The 21,137-nt window shown below is 46.3% G+C and carries 14 protein-coding genes and 1 pseudogene; all 15 read left to right on the top strand.

Translation table 11 applies throughout. The annotated features are described in order from the left end of the window. Positions 1-3,098 (top strand): SusC/RagA family TonB-linked outer membrane protein (locus tag ASC50_RS06450; RefSeq protein WP_306301700.1); only part of this gene is annotated, 3,098 nt, incomplete at its 5' end. 30 nt (positions 3,099-3,128) lie between these two features. Continuing rightward, a complete protein-coding gene (locus tag ASC50_RS06445; RefSeq protein ID WP_056928843.1) occupies positions 3,129-5,090 on the top strand; it encodes a RagB/SusD family nutrient uptake outer membrane protein in 1,962 nt (653 codons plus the stop codon). Positions 5,091-5,127: 37 nt separating this feature from the next. Further along, positions 5,128-6,321: a DUF5000 domain-containing lipoprotein gene (locus ASC50_RS06440; protein WP_082592123.1), complete on the top strand. Its 1,194-nt coding sequence runs from the start codon at positions 5,128-5,130 to the stop codon at positions 6,319-6,321. A gap of 26 nt (positions 6,322-6,347) precedes the next feature. Further along, entirely contained in the window at positions 6,348-7,580 is a 1,233-nt protein-coding gene (locus ASC50_RS06435) for a DUF4998 domain-containing protein (RefSeq protein WP_055432387.1), read from the top strand. Between the two features lie 133 nt (positions 7,581-7,713). Next, complete coding sequence (locus tag ASC50_RS06430) at positions 7,714-8,319, top strand: DUF6088 family protein (protein ID WP_055432386.1); 606 nt, start codon at positions 7,714-7,716, stop codon at positions 8,317-8,319. Further along, entirely contained in the window at positions 8,316-9,329 is a 1,014-nt protein-coding gene (locus ASC50_RS06425; protein ID WP_055432385.1) for a nucleotidyl transferase AbiEii/AbiGii toxin family protein, read from the top strand. Before ASC50_RS06430 ends, ASC50_RS06425 begins: the two co-directional genes overlap by 4 nt. A 38-nt stretch (positions 9,330-9,367) precedes the next feature. Next, a complete protein-coding gene (locus tag ASC50_RS06420) occupies positions 9,368-10,717 on the top strand; it encodes a Gfo/Idh/MocA family protein (protein WP_056928841.1) in 1,350 nt (449 codons plus the stop codon). 40 nt (positions 10,718-10,757) lie between these two features. Beyond that, a complete protein-coding gene (locus ASC50_RS06415) occupies positions 10,758-11,420 on the top strand; it encodes a 3-keto-disaccharide hydrolase (RefSeq protein WP_055432383.1) in 663 nt (220 codons plus the stop codon). A 12-nt stretch (positions 11,421-11,432) separates the two neighbouring features. Further along, a complete protein-coding gene (locus ASC50_RS06410) occupies positions 11,433-13,382 on the top strand; it encodes a glycoside hydrolase family 97 protein (RefSeq protein WP_082592122.1) in 1,950 nt (649 codons plus the stop codon). Positions 13,383-13,443: 61 nt separating this feature from the next. Next, entirely contained in the window at positions 13,444-15,429 is a 1,986-nt protein-coding gene (locus ASC50_RS06405; protein WP_055432381.1) for a DUF5054 domain-containing protein, read from the top strand. 11 nt (positions 15,430-15,440) lie between these two features. Then, positions 15,441-17,012 (top strand): L-aspartate oxidase, encoded by a 1,572-nt coding sequence (nadB, locus tag ASC50_RS06400; RefSeq protein ID WP_055432380.1) that lies wholly within the window; start codon positions 15,441-15,443, stop codon positions 17,010-17,012. Between the two features lie 48 nt (positions 17,013-17,060). Further along, entirely contained in the window at positions 17,061-17,600 is a 540-nt protein-coding gene (locus ASC50_RS06395; RefSeq protein ID WP_055432379.1) for a glutathione peroxidase, read from the top strand. Positions 17,601-17,611: 11 nt separating this feature from the next. Then, positions 17,612-18,982 (top strand): DNA recombination protein RmuC, encoded by a 1,371-nt coding sequence (locus ASC50_RS06390; protein ID WP_158648550.1) that lies wholly within the window; start codon positions 17,612-17,614, stop codon positions 18,980-18,982. Positions 18,983-19,208: 226 nt separating this feature from the next. Then, positions 19,209-20,771, top strand: coding sequence for an ATP-binding protein (locus ASC50_RS06385; RefSeq protein WP_055432377.1), 1,563 nt, complete (start codon positions 19,209-19,211; stop codon positions 20,769-20,771). Between the two features lie 166 nt (positions 20,772-20,937). Beyond that, a pseudogene (locus ASC50_RS06380) lies at positions 20,938-21,137 on the top strand (ATP-binding protein); the annotation flags it as partial.

Below are 21,137 nucleotides of genomic sequence, written 5' to 3'. Positions count from 1 at the left end.
CGGCGCAGGTTACAACAAATGCTTCGGCACGGACGAAGACCGTTACCGGTTTCGTGTACGATGAAACCGGAGTTGGAGTCCCCGGTTCCACCATCACCATCAAAGGGAGCACTCGTGGAGTGGCGACAGACTTGGATGGGTCATTCAAAATAGACGTTTCGCCGACGGATGTTTTGGAAGTTTCTTTTTTGGGGTACGACCTCTACACGGTGGAGGTGGGCGACAAGGCGAATTTTGTGATTCCGCTCAAGCCCAAAGCGAATGAGTTGGATGAAGTGACCATTGTCGCTTTCGGTACTCAGAAAAAGGAAAGTGTGATATCTGCCATATCCACTATTAATGCCAAGGACTTGTATGTTCCAAGCAACAACCTCACCACAGCCCTTGCCGGAAAAATATCAGGCATCGTAGCCTATCAGCGAAGCGGCGAACCGGGCGCGGACAATGCCGATTTCTTTATCCGCGGCGTTACCACTTTCGGTTACACGAAAAGCCCGCTGATATTGATTGACAATGTGGAATTGACGACCGATGACCTCGCGCGTTTGAATGTGGACGATATTGCCAGTTTCTCCATTATGAAAGATGCGACGGCGGCGGCTTTGTACGGCTCGCGTGGTGCCAATGGCGTGATTTTGGTAACGACCAAAGAAGGACAGGAGGGAAAAACAAAACTCAATATCAGGGTCGAAAATTCATTTTCCGCTCCCACTTCCATGGTCAAAACCGTTGACCCCATCAGCTACATGAAACTCAATAACGAGGCAGCACTCACCAGAGACCCGCTTGCACGGCGACCTTTTTCAAACGAAAAGATTGCTGCAACCCAACAGGGGCTCAATCCTTACATGTATCCTGCCGTCAACTGGTACGATGAGTTGTTTAATGATTACGCATCCAATCAACGGGTAAACCTCAATGTCAGCGGTGGTGGAAGTGTGGCAAGGTATTATGTGGCAGGAAGTTTTGCCAACGAATCGGGGATACTGAAAGTGGACCCCAAGAACAATTTCAACAACAATATCAACTTGAAACGGGTTTCGTTGCGCTCGAATGTCAATATCAACCTGACCAAAACGACTCAGTTGGATGTTCGCCTGAGCGGTAATTTTGAAGATTACAACGGTCCCGTCTGGAGTGGTACGGATGTTTTTAACATGGCAATGCAAAGTAGCCCCGTAGCATTTCCCAAATACTATGTGTCGGATACGGAGTTTACAACGGCCATTCACCCCCTGTTCGGCAATACCCAAGCCGGCGATTACCTGAACCCATACGCCGAAATGGTGAGCGGTTATCAGGATTATTCACGGACGGTGATGATTGCCCAGTTGGAATTGAAGCAAGCGCTTGATTTTATCACGGAAGGCTTGCGATTCAGGCTGCTCGGCAGCACCACCCGTAATTCCTTTTTTGACATGCAAAGGCAATATGCACCTTTCTATTACCGGACAAGCTCTTATGACAAAGTAACAGATAAATTCGGGTTGATATTACTGAACCCCACCGGTGGAAGGGATTTTCTGAATCCTCTCGGCTCAAACAAGGATGTATCCACTTCCTACTACTTCGAGGGAGCGCTGAACTGGAACCGGACTTTTAACGACGCACATGAATTATCTGCTATGGCAGTGGGCGTCGTGAGGCAAACGCTGTATTCCGATGCTACCAGTTTGCAGACCTCTTTGGCACACAGGAATTTGGGCGTTTCCGGACGTTTGACCTACGCCTACGACCACCGCTACTTTGTAGAGGGTAACTTCGGATACAATGGCTCGGAACGGTTTGCGGATAAGGAACGCTTCGGATTTTTCCCTTCGGCAGGACTCGGATGGATTGTTTCCAATGAGAGTTTCTGGAACGACGAACTCAAAACGACCGTATCCAAACTCAAACTGAAAGGCACCTACGGTTTGGTCGGAAACGATGCTATCGGCGATGTAAATGACCGCTTTTTCTATCTTTCAACGGTTAATCTGAATGACAATAGCAAGCAACCTTTCTATTATGGAGAGGATTTTACCTACCGTCCCGGCGGTACATCCATCAGCAGTTACTCCAACCCATTCATTTCCTGGGAAACGTCCCGCAAAGCCAACCTGGGTATTGAAATAGGATTGTTTGACAGGATTGAAATTCAGGCGGATTATTTTACGGAATACCGGACGAATATTTTGATGACGCGAACTTCCGTGCCTTCTACGATGGGATTGCAGGCCGATTTACGGGCGAATGTCGGTGAATACTCATCACACGGCTACGAGGTGTCTGTGGATGCAAAACATTCGTTCAACAAGGATTTCTGGCTTACCGGCAGGGCGAATTTAACCTATGCCAACGGTCAGTACGAAGTATTTGAAGAGCCGACCTATCCGTATCCATGGCTTTCGTCTAAAGGATTGTCTTTCGACCAGCAGAAAGGGTTGATAGCCGAGCGTTTGTTTATTGATGACGCCGATATAGCCAACTCTCCGCGGCAAACCTTTGGCAGTTATCTGCCGGGAGACATCAAATACAAGGATATCAATGATGACGGCATCATTGACAGTCAGGACGTTGTGCCCATCGGTTTCCCCGAAACGCCCCGTGTCATGTACGGGTTTGGTCTGTCCACGGGATTCAAGGGATTAGACTTTTCCTTCTTCTTTCAAGGCTCGGCGCAATCTTCCTTTTTTATTGACCAGACAAAATCGGCACCTTTTCTGAATCAGACCATTAAAGATAAAAGCGGCGTGGTCAGAAACACCAACAATGCCGTGTTGCAGACATGGGCAGACAGCCACTGGTCGGAAGAAAACAGGAATATATATGCCTTGTGGCCACGCTTGTCCACGGAAATTGTCACCAACAACAACCAAAACAGCACCTGGTTCTTACGGGATGGTGCTTTCCTGCGGTTAAAATCGGTGGAATTGGGATATACCCTGCCGCACAGTTGGACGAACAAAGCGCACATAGGAAGTGCCCGGCTCTATTTAAGTGGGACTAATTTGTTGCTGTTCAGTGTTTTCGATACATGGGATGTGGAAATGGGGAATAATGGATTGGGCTATCCCGTGCAGCGTGTAGCTAATATCGGGTTAAACCTCTCCTTCTAATTAAAAATTACGAATTAAAAATTAAAGAATATGAAAAAAAATATTTGTAAAAACAGATTTACGGCATTCATCATTGCTGCGATGTGCATTCTGCCGTCGTGTGCGGATTATTTGGACATTGTGCCTGACAATGTAGCCACTATGGAGATGGCTTTTTCGACACGGATAAATGCCGAGCGTTTCCTTTTCACCTGCTACGGGTATGTTCCGCAAGCCGGTGATTTATTAGCCAACCCGGCATTGGCAACCGGCGATGAAGTATGGAATGCCGCCGAGCGGACTTTTCTGTATTCCAATACGGCCGCTATACCCATTGCCATGGGCAACCAGAATACAAACGACCCTTACATGAATTACTGGAGTATCGGTAGTGACGGACGGGGTGGAACGAACTTGTTTACGGCTTTGCGGGACTGTAATATTTTCCTCGAAAACGCTCATTTGATACCGGATATTGAGGAATCCGAAAGGACGCGGTGGATTGCGGAAGTAAAAGTGCTGAAAGCCTATTTCCACTATTTCCTGATGCAATTGTACGGACCTATCCCCATTATCAAGGAAAATATCTCGACGGCAGCTTCGCCCGACGAGGTAAAGATAGTGCGGGAACCGGTGGACAAAGTGGTGGAGTATATTGTTGCACTCATTGATGAGGCTACGGCTGACAAAGAGGTGGCGTACCCCGCCTTGCCGATTTCTATTCTGGTACGGGCTACAGAATTGGGACGACTGACCTTGCCTGCCGCTTTGGCGATTAAAGCCAAAGTGTTGACCTTGGCGGCAAGCCCTTTGTTTAATGGAAATCCCGATTTTGCTTCATATAAAAATGCGGAGGGGGTCAATCTGATTAATCCGGTGGAAAACCCCGCCAAATGGGAAACGGCAAGAGATGCTCTCAAGGAAGCGATTGAGTATGCACACAAGGGTGGTCATCAATTATATACGTTTGATGAACGAATAAGTTTTACCCCGTCCGATACCACCTTTCTTGAATTGACTTTGCGCAATACCATCACCGCCCGGTTCAACAATGAACTAATATGGGGAATCGGAAACAATGGAACTACGAACATGCAGCAAGTTTGCAGTCCGGTATTGACAACCTTCCAGCTTGCTCGGCAGATAGGGATGCATAATCCCACATTGAACGTTGTGGAACAGTTTTATTCGAATAATGGAGTACCCATTGAGGAAGATAATACCTACGATTATGACAATCGGTATCAAGTGGACGCGGCGCCTGTCGACCACTTTTATTACATTACCCCGGGGTTACGCACGGCTTCCCTGAATTTCTACCGTGAACCGCGTTTTTATGCCTATCTTGGATTTGATAATGGAAAATGGTTTAATCTGGAAGCGGCTAACGACCAAAATTCATTGGTAGTACATAACAAAGCCGGAGAAACCGGCGGAAGAAGTGAGAATTATTACAATATTACCGGATATTATGCCAAAAAATTAGTCAATTATAAGTTGGTGCTGAGCGCAACCACCAATACCAGTGGTTCGGTTGGCTATCCGTTCCCGATTATCCGTCTGGCGGATTTGTATCTGCTCTATGCAGAGGCGCTCAATGAATGTAAAAGCGCACCGGATGCCGATGTGTATCAATACATCCAATTGGTGCGCGACAAAGCAGGCTTGGATGAGGGAACCGGCGGTTTGGTACAAACATGGGCTACTCACTCCACAAATTCGCTCAAACCAACTACAAAAACGGGTATGCGGGACATCATTCACAGGGAAAGGCTGATTGAACTGGCGTTTGAAGGACAGCGTTTCTACGATTTGCGCCGTTGGCGCTTGAGTTCCGAATACCTGAACAAACCCATCAGGGGCTGGAATGTGGCGGGACTTACGGAGGCGGATTACTATCAGGAAACTTATCTCTACTTCCGGAAATTTACACCCAAAGATTATTTCTGGCCCATAAAGACAAGTGATATGTATGTGAATAATAAATTGATTCAAAGTCCCTACTGGGATTAATAAACAGATTAATGAACAAATAAAAAAATAGATAAAGATGAAAAAGATTGGAATTTTATTTTTGATGTCGGCGTTTTTCGCTTGCAGTGAAGAATTTAAGCACGCGCCGACAGGCGGAGACAGCAATGCTCCCGAGCCGCTGAAAAGTGCGCAGGTAAAGGAAAATATCGCAGGTGGAGCCGTCATTACCTACGAACTCCCCGACAATTCAGACGCCTTGTATGTCAAAGCCGTTTATACGACTTCGCAGGGCGTAGAGAAAGACGTGATTGCTTCGTCATACCTCAATTCCTTGACAATAAAAGGATTGGGCAATACGAATGCAAGAACGGTGAAACTGTATGTGGTCAACCGGCAGGAAAAAACGTCTGCACCGATGGAAGTCACTATCAATCCATTAACGCCGCCTGTCCAAAAAATCAAGAACAGCCTTACCTATACAACTGATTTCGGCGGATTTTTGGTCACCTATGATAATGAAGACAGGGAAGATGTTTCTATCAATGTGTTGGCACGCGATTCTACCGGCACGGAAATGTTGGACTACGACGCCCTGTATACTCCATTGGCGGTGGGACAGTATGCGGTCAGGGGCTTGCCCGATACAGAAAATCGGTTTGGTCTTTATGTACGGGATAGATGGGACAATATTTCCGATACCGTGTTTTTTACGCTCACCCCATGGCGAGAGGATTATTTAGACAAACTATTATTCAGGCACATAGTCGTAGCCGGCGATTACCCATCATGGACTAATTATGGTGGTACTGTGGGAAGGCTTTGGGATGGTCTCATATTTACTGATGGTGATAACTATGGTTCTACACTTGATGGACCGCTCCCTCACAGATTGACGATTGACTTGGGGGTTTCTGTCAAACTAAGCCGTTTCAAGCTATGGCAACGGGCACATGAAGTTACATTTTATCAGCATGCCGAGCCTAAGCATTATAAGGTTTACGGACGCTTGGATGATCCGGGACAGGGAAATGCGGCTGATGTGATGGAAGGATGGACTTTGCTCAGAGAGTGCCATTCCTTTAAGCCATCCGGTTTACCTCTCGGACAAGTCTCTAATGAAGATTGGGACTATATGAAAAACGGAGAAGAGTATTTATTTCCCCTTGATGCTGCCCCTGTTCAATATGTACGGCTCGAATTTTTGGAATCCTGGTCGGGAAGGTCAATGACAAATTTTGGTGAAATATCCTTCTGGGGAACAATACAATAAAATAATAAACATAAAAAATAGAAAATATGAAAAAGATATTGATGAATACAGGAACTATATTGTTGACACTCTATGTGGTCGCGCTCGCAGGTTGTGCGGATTTGAATGATATGCAACAACAATACCTCGACAGGGGAGAGCGTACTTATACAGGCAAAGCCGATTTATTGACGGTCAATGGCGGTCATAACCGCTTGCAAGTGACAGGAATAATGCAGTATGCGAAGGCCGCCGAATATTGCATGCTCCGCTGGACAAACGGAACGGATACGGATTCGTTGCAAGTGCCTGCCTCTAATTGGCAGGCAACCGACACGATGCGGGTAGTGTTAGACGGATTGAGTGAAGGCGCTTACCGCATTTTTGTACAAACCTATGACAAGGAAGGCAACAGTTCATTGAATGTGGAATGTAATGGAAATGTGTATGGTAACAGTTTTATTCTCTCGGCGAAGGCGAATATGATATCCCAAATAAATTTTCTCATGCCCTCCGTCATTGAACTTTCATGGGCTGTGTCGGAAACAGCGGAAGCCGTTGAAGTGGTGTACGAAAACAAAGCGGGAAGCACGGACACCTTGCTGTTACCCGGTGACACGACGACAATAGAACTGTCAAATTGGAAAATTGGCGGCGAAATCAAATCGCGAACGGCGGTTATTCCCGAAGCAGGCGCTATCGACATGATGTACACCAATTGGCTCGTGCAATCTTTTCCGGCGGATGATATGCTGGATAAAACCAAAATCACTCCGTTGCTCCTGGCTAACGATGCACTACCCACATACGGCGGAAATGCAGCAAATCTGTTCAATGGCCGTATATCTCTTAATGCTGATTCTGAGTTTTCAAGTGGCTTTGGCATTCCCATGCACCTGACTTTCGATTTGGGCGTGAAGGCTCATTTAACGCGATTTGAGTTCTGGCATCCTACAGGCTACAATCAGTGGTCAGCCACAGCGGTTCAGTTTTGGGGCATCGCAGACATGACCGGAGCCGAAATAACAGAGCCAAGGACAAGTAATGGAGATGGTGGTGCTGCATGGGAAGCGGAAGCCCTTGCGAAAGGGTGGCTCAAGTTGGCGGATGGTCCCTGTACCTCTTTCTACACGGCTGCGAATGAGTTTACATCCGGCAATCCGGCAATCATTCGGTATCTGATTGTGCGGGTAACCGAAGTGCAAGGCGTAACCGGTAGTAGCAAGATTACACAATTAGGCGAAGTAACGCTTTATTCCGACAATATTACAGAATTGTAAATAATTCACTATCTTTGCACATTCAAATCATTCATTTGTGATTTGAATGTGCAAATTTGTGACAACCTGACAAAAGTTTTGTCTTGTCGCAAATTATTACTAAATTTGCGACAAAAATATAAACTCAATTTGAATGGAATACATTGAAAATAAGATTTTTAGGAAGGTAAAAAGGGCAGATAGAGGAAGACTGTTTTTTTTAGATTCGTTCGCTAAATTTGGCAACCCCAAGGCTGTTAATAAGGCATTGGAACGCTTGGTGAAACAAGATAAATTATATCGAGTTGCCGTCGGTATTTATGTGCTTCCGGTTGTAAGTAAGCACATTGGCAATGTATTTCCTACAATTGACCAAATCGCCGTTGCCATTGCCGAGAGGGACAAAGCACGCATTGTACCGACAGGCAGTTATGCCATGTACAAATTGGGATTGACTACGCAAGTTCCAATGAATGTAGTGTATTACACGGACGCTTCTGCACGAATAATCAATATTGGCAAAGGAACTATTAAGTTCAAAAAAGCAAGTGCGAAAAATCTTTCTGCAATTGGCGAAATCAGTAAATTGGCTATTCAGGCATTACGTACAATCGGTAAAGGAAATGCCACAGCCGAAGAAGTCGAACACATCAAAAAAGTGCTGCAAAACGAAAATCCGAAACACTTGCAACACGATTTGCTGTTAGCGCCTGTTTGGATTAGAATGTTATTATCCACCCCGAAAACAATTGAAAAATGAATGATTTTGCACATGTAAAAGAATGGTTGCAGTTGTCTGACGAAGATAAACGAAATTTTTACGCTGTTATCAGCGATAAATTAAAACTGCCAATGATGGCTATTGAAAAAGATTGGTGGGTGGTGCATACCTTGTCGCTTATCTTTTCCATGCCTTATGCCAACGCTTTGGTGTTCAAAGGCGGGACTTCGCTCAGCAAAGCGTGGAACATCATTGAACGATTCAGTGAAGATATTGATTTGGCATTGGATAGAGAATTTCTGGGATTTGCGGGCGAATTGAGCAAAAAAGAAATTCACAAATTACGATATGTTTCTTATGAGTTTCTTACCACAAAATTTACGCCTGAACTCAACGAAAAGTTTAAAGAAGTTGGTTTTATGGACGTGATTGTAAAATATCGGGAAGTAAGCAACCACGACCAGGACCCGCTGATTGTTGAAATCTACTATCCAAAATTGACGGAACAAGACGCCTATTTGCGACCGGGCGTTTTGGTCGAAGTCGGAAGTCGCTCGTTGAAAGAGCCTAATTCGCCAAGAAATTTCAGAACAATATTGTCCGAAGAGTATAGCAACAAACCTTATTCCGACCAACCAATCACCATTCCGACAGTCAATCCCGAGCGTACTTTTTTGGAAAAGGTCTTTTTGTTGCATGAAGAATTTCAGCGACCTGTGGAAAAAATGCGGGTAGAACGGTTAAGTCGTCATTTGTACGACCTTGAACGATTGGCAAGAACAGAGTATGCGCAAAATGCATTACATGACAAGAATTTGTATAATACAATTGTGGCGCACCGCGATAAGTTTTCGCATTTGGGAGGCGTTGATTATGAAAAACATAATCCTGCAAACATAAAAATTGTACCGCCTGCCGATTTACTGCCATTTTGGGAAAAAGATTACCACGAAATGGTTGAAAGTATGATATATGGCGAAAAATTATCGTTTAACACTTTGATACAGCGAATTGAAGAATTACAGAAGAGAATAAATATAAGTGAGTAAAAGTAAAAATTATAAATAAACATATAAATAAATTTAAGATGAAAAGAAGAGATTTTTTAAGAAACACAGCGCTCATTGGCGCAGGAACGAGTTTGGGCATCCCCGCAATAGCGTTGAGCTCTTGTGCCGGAGACAAGGCAAAGATTTATACGCCGGAAGAATTGGGCATGTTTTCCTTTGCAAAAGAAGCCCCCGACGGCAAACCGCTGAAAGCAGCATTAATAGGCTGCGGGGGACGCGGAACGGGAGGCGCCCTTGAATTTCTTGCCGCAGGACCTAATCTGTCCATTGTCGCCTTGGCGGATGTATTTCCCGACCGAATAGACAGTTGCCGGAAAATATTGAAAGAGCGTCGGAACAATGAAGTGGCAGATGCGAATTGCTTCACAGGATTCGATGCTTTCAAAAAAGTGTTGGCGATGAAGGAGATTGATGTGGTACTCCTGTGTACGCCGCAACATTTTCGTCCGGAACATTTCAAAGCGGCTGTAGAGGCAGGGAAACATATCTTTATGGAAAAACCCGGTGCCGTTGACCCCATCGGCGTGCGTACCCTGCTTGCCGCTGCCAAAGCAGCAACAGCCAAAGGCTTGACGGTTGTTACCGGAACCTGTAGCCGCCACCGCAGAGATACCTGGGAAGCATACGTACAGGTAAAAAACGGAATTATCGGCGAATTGATTTCTGCAACGGCTCACGGGCATCAGGGCGCCATGTGGTTCAAAAACAGACGTCCCGAATGGAGCGATATGGAATATTGCCTCCGCAACTGGTTCAACATCAACTGGCTCAGTGGCGGGCTTTTTACCGACCAGACAGTTCATTTCATCGATGTCGCTACCTGGTTCATGGGACAGCATCCGGTCAAAGCCATTGGCGTTGGAGGACGCGCTCGCCGACTGATTGGCGATACCTACGACTACCTGAGCGTGGACTATCACTACGGAGACAGCAAACGTCTGTTTGCCACCGGTAAGCAGATAGACGGCTGCGACGGTAATTTTTCGGTGCAGATACTTGGCGCAAAGGGCATAGTTAATTTTTTGTGGAACAACAATGTGCAAATTACAGACTATAAAGGAAATACACTTTGGAAGTACGATTATGAAAACAGTCCCTTAAAAAATCCGTACGAACAGGAACATGTACACTTTGTTGAATCCATACGGCTGAACAAGCAAGTCAATCAGGCCGAAGATTTGGCCTATTCAACGCTTATCACCATTATGGGACGTGTGGCAGCCTACACCGGCAAAGTAATCAAATGGGACGAAATTATAGCTTCCGATTTGCGCTACGGTCCGACGGAATATAAATTAGGACCCTTACCCGATTACCACGAAGGCGTAGTTCCCATTCAAGGAAAAGAGCCTAAAGCAATGGGGTGAAATAACAAATAAATCGTTTTTAATTAAAAAAATAAATTCAATGAACAAGAAAATAGTATTTTTGGCTTTTGCAGCCGTTTTTGCAACAGCGGCTACAGTAGAAGGGAAAGGTGGATGGAAGCCTTTATTCGGGGCGGATTTTTTGGACGCCGAGTATGACAAATGCGTATGGACATTCTCCGACGGTGTTTTGACCGCCTCTAAGGACAAGGAAATCTGGTCAACAAGCGAATATGAAAACTTCATTTTGGAGTTGGAGTTCAAAAATGACCATGAAACAAATTCCGGTGTGATAGTTTATTGCACAGACCGGAAAAACTGGATTCCCAATGCCGTGGAAATTCAGATTGCAGACGATTACAGCGAAAAATGGAGCACCTCCTCTTTGGATTGGCAATGCGGCGCCATTTTCGGACATCTGGCAGCAAACAAACAAAAGGTAGTTCGCAAACCTGGTGAATGGAACGCGATGCAAATCACCTGCAGAGGTCAAAAAATCACGGTCAAGTTGAATGGCAAGAAAGTCACTCAAATGGATATGAGCAAGTGGACATCAGGCACGGAGAATCCCGATGGCACGAAAATCCCGTCTTGGCAACCGAAACCATTTGCCGAATTAGCGACCAAAGGTTTTATCGGCTTACAAGGCAAGCATGGCAACGCAACTATATGGTTCAGGAATATTAAAATAAAAAATCTGTAAATAATAAAATATATGAAAAATTATCTTATTGTACTTTTTGCGTGTATCGCATTTCCACTATGGGCGGCTGAAACGAGAATTTCATCACCCGACGGGACATTAGTCCTGAGTATTGACGTTTCCCAAAGCATTTCCGTCAAGGCGATGGCGGGGAATACAACTATTTTTGAAATCAGGAATATTGATATGCTCACCGACAAGGGGCATTTTCCTGCTACCAAGCGCGTCAAAAAGGTGAAGAAAAATTCCGTCAATCGCGTTGTGCAGCCTGTTATCAAGGAAAAAAAGGCAAGCATTCCCGAACGCTACAATGAAGCCGTCATTGAGTTTGGCGACAAAACGAAAATTCAGTTCCGGCTCTACAACGAAGGTTTTGCCTATCGTTTCCTGACGGATGCCGCCGGCGACATGAAGGTGTTGAGTGATAACGCGGATTTCATTTTTCCGGACAGTGCCCGTCTTACCTTTCAAAAAGACGACAATCTCAACAGTGCCTTTGAAAACCCTTACGTGACCGAGCAAATTGGCGACATGACAACCGGCGAGATGGGTAATTTGCCTGCTTTGGTCAGTGTCGCCGGTCATTTCGTGCTGTGTATGGAAGCCGGCACAAAGGATTATCCTGTTATGTGGCTCAAAAAGGCTGACACCGGACTGTCCCCCCATTATTGGGGCTATCCGCTTGAATATAACAGTCGAGGAAGTCAGTATGACCGCCGCCATGTGGTTAAAAGTGCGGATTATATTGCCCAAACGACAGCATCCCGCAGTTTCCCGTGGAAAGTGTTTGGTGTGGCGGACAAAGAAACGAAACTTTTGGCGAATCAGTTGGTGTATCTTTTGGGTGAGGAGTGCAAAATAGCCGACCCTTCGTGGATAAAGCCCGGCTGGGTTACTTTTGACTGGTGGTCGCGGCGAGGCATTTACGGCGTTGATTTTGTGGCAGGCATCAATACGGAAACCGCCAAATATATGATTGATTTTGCCCATGAGTTTGGTATTCGGTACTTTTTGTTCGATTTAGGATGGACGAGGGGCGAAGACCTTTCGCAAGTCGTTGCCGGATTGGATATTCCGGAGGTGGTGCGTTATGCACAGACCAAAGGGGTGGACGTGATGCTGTGGGTGATTTATGACCATTTTGCAGGTCAGATGGAAAAAGCGCTGAAAACATTTGCTCAATGGGGTATCAAAGGCGTAAAGATTGATTTTATGAACCGTTCTGACCAGGAAATGGTCGATTTCTACTGGAAAGCCGCCGAAAGATGTGCTGAATACAAGATGGTGATTGATTTTCATGGCGCTTATCGTCCGGATGGTTTGCGGCGCGCCTACCCGAATGTACTCACGCGAGAGGCATTGATTGAATTTGAATTTAGCGGTGGAGGCCACGACGACAATCCCGACCACCACTGCACTCTGCCTTTTATCCGTAATGTAGCGGGACCGATGGACTACATTCCGGGTACGATGAACAATGCCACCAAAGGAGATTTCAGGATAAACGGCAACAAGCCGATGGGACAGGGTACGCGGGCACATTCACTGGCAATGGCTGTGATTACCGAGAGTCCCATGCAAATGCTGTCCGACGCCCAACCATTGTACTACCAGAATCGGGAATGTACGGAATTTTTGCTGAAAATCCCCGTAGAATGGGACGACATAGTACCCCTTGATGGTGCAGTAGGCGATTATGTGGCATTGGCACGCAAAAATGGCAACGATTGGTATGTGGCAGCCATCACAGACTGGACGCCCCGCAAATTGAACCTCACGCTCGACTTTTTGTCACCCGACAAAACCTACCAAATAGAGCTCATCCGCGACGGCATAAACGCCAACACCACAGCAGTGGATTACGCCAAGGAAGTGAAAACCGGCGTTAAGAAAGGTGATGAAGTCAATATAAATATGGCGTCGGGTGGGGGATGGATTGCGAAAATACAGGTGGTTCAATAAATACACGAGTTTGTAAATAAAACAATAGTTATTAATAGATAACAATAAATAAATAAATAATATGAACAGAAAAAAAGTATGTATGGCGCTTGGACTGATGGTCAGCGCAATGTGTTTCGGGCAACCGAATACGGAAGTAACAAAGGTGCACGTCATCTTCAAAACGCACCTCGACATCGGTTTTACCGATTTGGCAACGAAAGTGGAACAGCGGTACATTGACGAATTTATCCCCAAAGCCCTTGCCGTGAATGATGAACTGAAGGCGGAAGGCAGTGCGGACAGGTATGTGTGGACAACCGGCTCGTGGCTGATAGACGCCTATCTCAAACAGGCTCCGCCCGATTCAGTGAAAAAGTTTGAACAGGCTCTGAGAGAAGGTGATATTTCATGGAACAGTATGCCTTACACCATTGAATCGGAGTCAGCCAACCTCGCTCTTTTTGAAGGGATGTTGAAATTGTCGCAACGTCTTGACAAACAATTCGGCAAAAAGACGATTGCCGCAAAAATGACCGATGTGCCGGGGCATACGCGCAGTATTGTTACTCCCCTTTACGATGCCGGTATCCGTTTCTTACCCATCGGTTTAAATTACTGTGCGCCCATACCCTCCGTACCAACCTTTTGCAGATGGCGAAATACCGACGGGAAAGAAATCGTGTTGATGTACCAGAAATCTTATGGTGGAACATCCGTGCTGCCTGACGGGAAAACGGTTGCTTCCATCAATTTTACCCACGACAATCATGGTCCCCATACGCTGAAACAAGTAAAATCGATTTACAGTAAACTGCGCGAACAGTTTCCCAATGCACGAGTGTTTGGTTCCACGCTCAATGCTGTGGCAGAAGATTTGAACACCATGACCGCTCAAATGCCGGTGCTCACTTCCGAGATAGGCGACAGTTGGATTTACGGTTACGGAAGTTCTCCGGTCATGATGGCGCGTTTCCGCGCCCTGTCAAGGCTTTATGCGGAGTGGCTGCAAACAGGTAAATTAAACAAAGACAGCGACATAGCCATTGATTATGCCGTTAAACTTGGTATGGTTGCCGAGCATACATGGGGACTCAATGTGTGGCCCAATCTGCACAGCTGGGATAAGTATGATGTGGACATATTCAATGCCTCGCGTAATATTCCGGAGTTCAGAATAATGGAAAAGTCCTGGAAAGAAAAAGCAGATATGGTTGATAATGCTATTGCCATTTTGCCGTTAAATCTGCAAAACGAAGCCAAAGCAGCCATTGCCAACATCGGTTTCGCATTGCCCAAGACCATCAAAACGCATGATAAAGCAAAAGAAATCAATGAAACCGGCGCCATCACCCAAACGCTTGGCGGCGTAAGTTTAGTGGCAGGTGAAATTGCCTATCAAACCTATTCTCAGGATGATTACGATGCGTTTTTCACACCGTTTTTGTCACATAACACTGACGGTTCAAGGACAGATATGGGCAAAAAAGGGCTTGACAAAACAAAGGCAAAATCGGCAACCATCGTTGCTCATGTTGACAATGTAGCCGTCGGGAAGTCCGGGAACGACAAGAAAATAGAATGTGTGCTGTCTTTTGCCGATGACGCGCGTATAGACAAAAGGGTGTTGCCCGAACAGATAAACACGCAATATATTATCTCTAAAAAAGATGTGGAGCTGACCGTTTCATTGGTGAATAAACCGGCTGTGCGCTTGCCCGAAGCCTACTGGGTGTCATTCGTTCCATCGCAGGTAGTGTCTGTTTTTGCCGAAAAAACCGGCGGCAGGGTCGATGTGATGGATGTGATAAAAAGCGGCGGCAACCACCAGATGCACGGTATTGACACTTATGTCGATATTGTTACCTCCAAAGGTACCTTTCGTATTACCTCTCTTGATGCCCCGTTAGTAGCCATCGGCGAGCGCAAGTCGTTGAATTATTCCGATGAATTACCCGATTTGAGCAAAGGCATCCACTTCTGTCTGTTCAACAACCTGTGGGGCACCAATTTTACGATGTGGTGGGGAGGAAGCCTCTCATACCGTTTTAAAATAGAGATGATATAACAAACATAAGGATGGTGCATAAATTTGATTGTTTGGTGATTGGTTCCGGCATTGCCGGGATGAGTTACGCCTTGAAGTTGGCGGACAAGGCGAGCGTGGCGTTGCTGTGCAAAACCACTTTGGAGGAAGCCAACACGTTTTATGCGCAAGGCGGAATTGCCTCTGTTACATTGCCTTACGATGATTTTGAGAAGCACGTGCACGACACTCTGGTTGCCGGCGACGGCATTTGCGACAAGGCGGTGGTGGAGAAAGTGGTGCGCGAAGCTCCGCAGCAAATCAAGGAATTAGTGCGCTGGGGCGTGGATTTCGACAAGGACGCGCAGGGCGAATTTGACCTGCACAAGGAGGGCGGGCATTCCGAATTTCGCATCCTGCACCACAAGGACAACACCGGTCAGGAGATTCAGAAAAGCCTCATCAATGCCATCAAGCGGCATCCTAACGTCAAGGTGTTTGACCACCATTTTGCGATTGAAATACTCACACAGCACCATCTGGGGCAGAAAGTGACGAAAGACACGCCCAACATCGAGTGCTACGGTGCCTACGTTTTGGACGAGGGGACGAACAAAATTCACACTTTTTTGTCGAAAGTGACGATGATTTGCACGGGCGGCATCGGCTGCATCTATCAGACCACGACCAACCCGCTGGTGGCTACCGGCGACGGCATCGCGATGGTCTATCGCGCCAAAGGGCTGGTCAAGGATATGGAATTTGTGCAGTTTCACCCCACCGCGCTCTACAACCCGATGGAACGCCCCTCGTTTCTCATCACCGAGGCGATGCGGGGCTACGGAGCCGTTTTGCGCACCCGCGACGGCAAAGAATTTATGCACAAATACGACGAGCGCGGCAATCTGGCTCCACGCGACATCGTGGCACGCGCCATCGACAGCGAAATGAAAAACAGCGGCAGCGATTTCGTCTATCTCGACGTAACCCACAAACCCGCTGAAGAAACGAAGCGCGAATACCCCACTATCTACGAAAAATGCCTATCCGAAGGCATCAACATCACGAAAGAATACATCCCCGTGGCTCCGGCGGCGCACTACCTCTGCGGCGGCATCGTGGTGGATATGAACGCCTGCACGACCATCAACCGACTGTATGCGGCAGGCGAATGTTCGCGCACCGGTTTGCACGGTGCTAACCGCCTGGCATCCAACTCATTAATAGAAGCAATCGTCTATGCCGATGCCGCTTCCAAGCACACGACGGAGCATCTGAGCGACTACACTTTCAAGAACGACATCCCCGAATGGAACGACAAGGGCACCTCGCTGACCGAAGAAATGGTCTTAATCACGCAGGAAGCCAAAGAAGTGGGCTCCTATATGAGCAATTATGTGGGAATTGTGCGCTCCAACCTGCGTTTAGAACGGGCGTTTGAACGTTTAGAACTGCTCTACAAGGAAACAGAAAGTTTGTTTGCCCGAAGCATCGTGAGCAAAGACATCTGCGAACTTCGCAACATCATCAACGTGGGCTACCTCGTCATCAAGCAGGCAATGGAGCGCAAAGAGAGCCGCGGGCTGCATTATACAATTGATTTTCCGCGCAAAAATCCAAAATAATGCGTACCTTTGCAGGCAAAAGATTTGTAATCATAATAAGTAGAGAATATGAAGAAGATTATTTTGTGTTTAGCAGTCTTGGCGGCTGCTCATTGTGTGCAGGCTCAATCGAAATCGGTGTATGATTTCACTGTGAAGGCGATTGATGGTACGGATTTTCCGCTTTCGCAGTTGAAGGGAAAAAAGGTGATGCTGGTGAATACCGCGTCCAAGTGTGGACTTACGCCGCAGTATAGGCAGTTGCAAGACCTGTATGACACGTTTGGCGGCGACAAATTTGTGATTGTGGGCTTCCCTGCCAACAATTTTAAACAACAGGAGCCGGGTACAAACGGAGAAATTCAGTCGTTTTGCACGGCGAATTATGGCGTAACTTTTCCGATGATGGAGAAAATTTCCGTCAAAGGCGACGACATTCACCCTTTGTATCAATGGCTTACGAAAAAAGCGGAGAATGGCGTGGCGGATTCGGAGGTTACCTGGAATTTTCAAAAGTATCTGATTGATGAAACAGGCAAATTGGTGAAAGTCGTTGCGCCTCGCACGTTGCCCAATGCAGAGGAAATTCTTAACTGGTTGCGCTCGTGACACTTGCATATTTGATTGTAGCACTCGTTATTGGGCTTATCGTTGGCGGCGCGGCGAGTTATTTTGTTGTCAATGCACAGCAAAATGGGGAGTCTGTGCCTAAGGCGGCGTATGAAAAAGTGTTTGCAACGGTTACTGAGGCGCAGATTCAGATAAGAGTGCTGGAAGAAAAGTTGCGTTTGCAAACCGAGTTGATGCAGGAAAAGAGAAACGAAATCAACGAAATTCAAAAAACGGCGCAACTGCAATTTGAAAAGGTGGCGGCGCAAATTTTGGAGGAGAAGACGGGAAAATTCACCGAACTGAACAAAACCAATATGGAGGCGATTTTGAAACCGCTGGGAGAAAATATCGAGAGTTTCAAGAAAAAGGTGGAGGAAACCTACGACAAGGAGTCCAAACAGCGTTTTTCACTCGAAGAAAAGGTCAAAGAACTCGTTGAACAAACCAATAAAGTGAGTGCCGAAGCCAATAATCTGGCAACCGCCCTCAAAGGGCAGTCCAAAAAACAGGGCAACTGGGGCGAAATGATTTTGGAAAGCATTTTGCAACAGTCGGGCTTGGAGAAAAACCGCGAATATTTTTTGCAGCAGACCATCAAAGGCGAAAACGGCAACGATTTGCGCCCCGATGTGTTGCTCTACTTGCCTGATAATCGCACCATTATCATTGATTCTAAAGTATCGCTGAATGCCTACGACCGCTTTTCATCGGCGGACTCACCCGAAGAGCAAACACTCGCCCTGACGGAGCATCTCGCCTCCGTGCATAAGCATATCGACGAATTGGCGGCGAAAAATTATGACGACATTCAGGAGGCGTTGGATTTCACGATGATGTTTGTGCCCATCGAGCCTGCCTATTTGCTCGCCATTCAAAACGACCGCGAATTGTGGTCGTATGCCTATGCCAAGCGCATTTTGCTGATTAGCCCCACCAACCTGATCGCCTGCCTGAAGCTCATAGCCGACCTGTGGAAGCGCGAGCAGCAGAGCAAAAATGCGCAGGAAATTGTGCGACAAGGCGAAGGGCTGTATGAAAAATTCACAGTGTTCACAGCATCGCTGGAAGACGTAGGCAGGCACATCAACCGTTCGCAAGATGCCTACAACAACGCCATCAACCAGTTTAATCAAGGCAAAGGCAATCTCGTGAAGCGCGCACTGGATTTGAAAAATCTGGGGCTGAAATCCTCAAAGCAAATACCCGTGACGATGCTTGCCGCGGAAAATGAGGATGCAGATGCAAATGCAGATGCAAATGCAAATGCAGATGCAAATGCAAATGACGTTCAATATGCCTTGGGCGATAACGGTGTTTTATCCCGTAGGGATTATAGCTCGGTAGAAACGGAATGCCTCCCCCATTCCTGCATCCCGTAGGGATGCAACATCATCCGCAAACGGTTGCATCCCTACGGGATGCAGGGTGGAGGTGAGGATTGGCTTTTCTACCGAGCTATAATCCCTACGGGATAAAAGGCTATGTATATTTGTCCCTACGGGATAAAACACCGTTTGCGAAATAATAGCACCTGAAAAAGAGATTTAGCCCATATTTTCATAATTATGTTGTACCTTTGCGGTTCACTATTAAGAAATGAAGAATATGGATTTCAGCAGAAAATTGCCGATTGGCATTCAGGATTTTGAAAAACTCAGAACAACCAATCATCTGTATGTTGACAAAACAGCCTACATTCATAGGCTCGCCAACGAAGGGTGTCCCTACTTTTTGGGTCGCCCGCGCAGGTTTGGGAAAAGCCTTTTCCTCTCCACCTTAAAAGCCTATTTTCAGGGCAAGAAGGAACTGTTTAAGGGGCTTGCCATTGCCGATTTGGAGAAGGACTGGGTGGAATATCCGGTGTTTCATCTGGATTTGAATATTTCCGGCTACACCAAATTTGAAGACCTTGAGATAGCTCTTAATGTACTCTTGTCGCGTTTGGAGGAAGAATGGGGAACAAACAGAGAGGAAGACTCATTTTCTACCCGTCTCGCGGGCTTAATGCGCCGTGCTTATGAAAAAACAAAAAAACGGGTGGTGGTGCTTATTGATGAATACGACAAGCCGCTCACCGCCACCTTAGACAATCCCGAACTGCACGAAAAAATCAGAGAGGCATTGGGTGGTTTCTACGGCGTGCTCAAAACCGCCGACCCTTATTTGCGGTTTCTGATGCTCACCGGAATCACCAAATTTTCCAAAGTAAGCATTTTCAGTCAGTTAAATCAGCTGCAGGATATTAGCATGCATGAATATTATGCCGGTGTGTGTGGCATATCCGAAACAGAATTGCTTGCTAATTTTGAGCCAGAAATACGAAAATTAGCTGAAAGACAAAAAATGAGTTACGAAGAAGCACTTGCAGAACTCAAAAAGCGGTACGATGGTTACCATTTTTGTGAAAATACGGAGGGAATATATAATCCTTTCAGCCTGCTGAATACATTTTCAAACGGTGCTTTGCGCTACTATTGGTTTTCAACCGGCACGCCCACTTTTCTTGCTAAAATGCTCAAAGATGCCGAATTTGATATTCCCAGTCTTGAAAACAATGTTACGATTGCGGCGCCTTCGCTCTCCGATTATCGAGCGGGAGACAGCAATCCGATTCCGCTACTCTATCAAACGGGGTACCTTACTATAAAAGATTTCTACCAAAATTACAACATATACGTTTTGGGTTTTCCAAACGAAGAGGTAAAATACGGTTTTTTGGACGAACTGCGACGCATATACACACCGAGCGCACGATTAGGCACTGATTTTAGGAGCGATTTATTTGTTATAGACTTGGAAGCAGGCAATGTAGATGGTTTTATGACCCGGCTTCGTGCCCATTTTGCAGATATTCCAAACGATTTGAGCAACAAAACGGAAGAAAATTTCCAAACCATTTTTTATCTGCTGTTACGCTCAATGGGGCAATTTGTGCAAACGGAGGTCAAAAGTGCCATTGGTCGCGCCGACATAGTGGTCTGGATGAAAGATATCATCTATGTTTTTGAATTTAAGCTCTCCGAGAATGCCACCGCCGAGGAGGCACTCAAGCAAATTGACGACAAAGGCTACCTCATTCCATACAGTGCCGGAACGCGGAAAGTGGTGAAAATCGGCGCGGAATTTAGCAGCACAGAGCGGACTTTGAGCCGCTGGGTGAAGGAATAAAAAACCGTCATTGCGGGCTTTCAGCCCGAACCGTCATTGCGGGCTTGACCCGCAATCCCCTGAAAAGAAATCGAATGTAGGGCAACTCTTTTCAATTATGCGGCAAAGGTATAAAAAAAATGGTAAAAGTCATTTTAAATGCGTACCTTTGCCAAAAATTTGAATTATGGCACGATATTTTAATGTAGCAGGACCCTGCGACGAAGCGAAGCACTATATGATAGAGGCTTCATCGCGTTTGTCGGGCATCAAGGAACTCATTGGGCAGGAGCAGTATTTTGTGATTCACGCCCCGCGGCAGAGCGGCAAGACAACCCTATTGCTTGATGTGGTTAACCACATCAACCATGAAGGCAAGTATTATGC

It is taken from the genome of Candidatus Symbiothrix dinenymphae (genome assembly GCF_001431085.1).
This window is presented reverse-complemented; position numbering and strand designations above follow the sequence as displayed.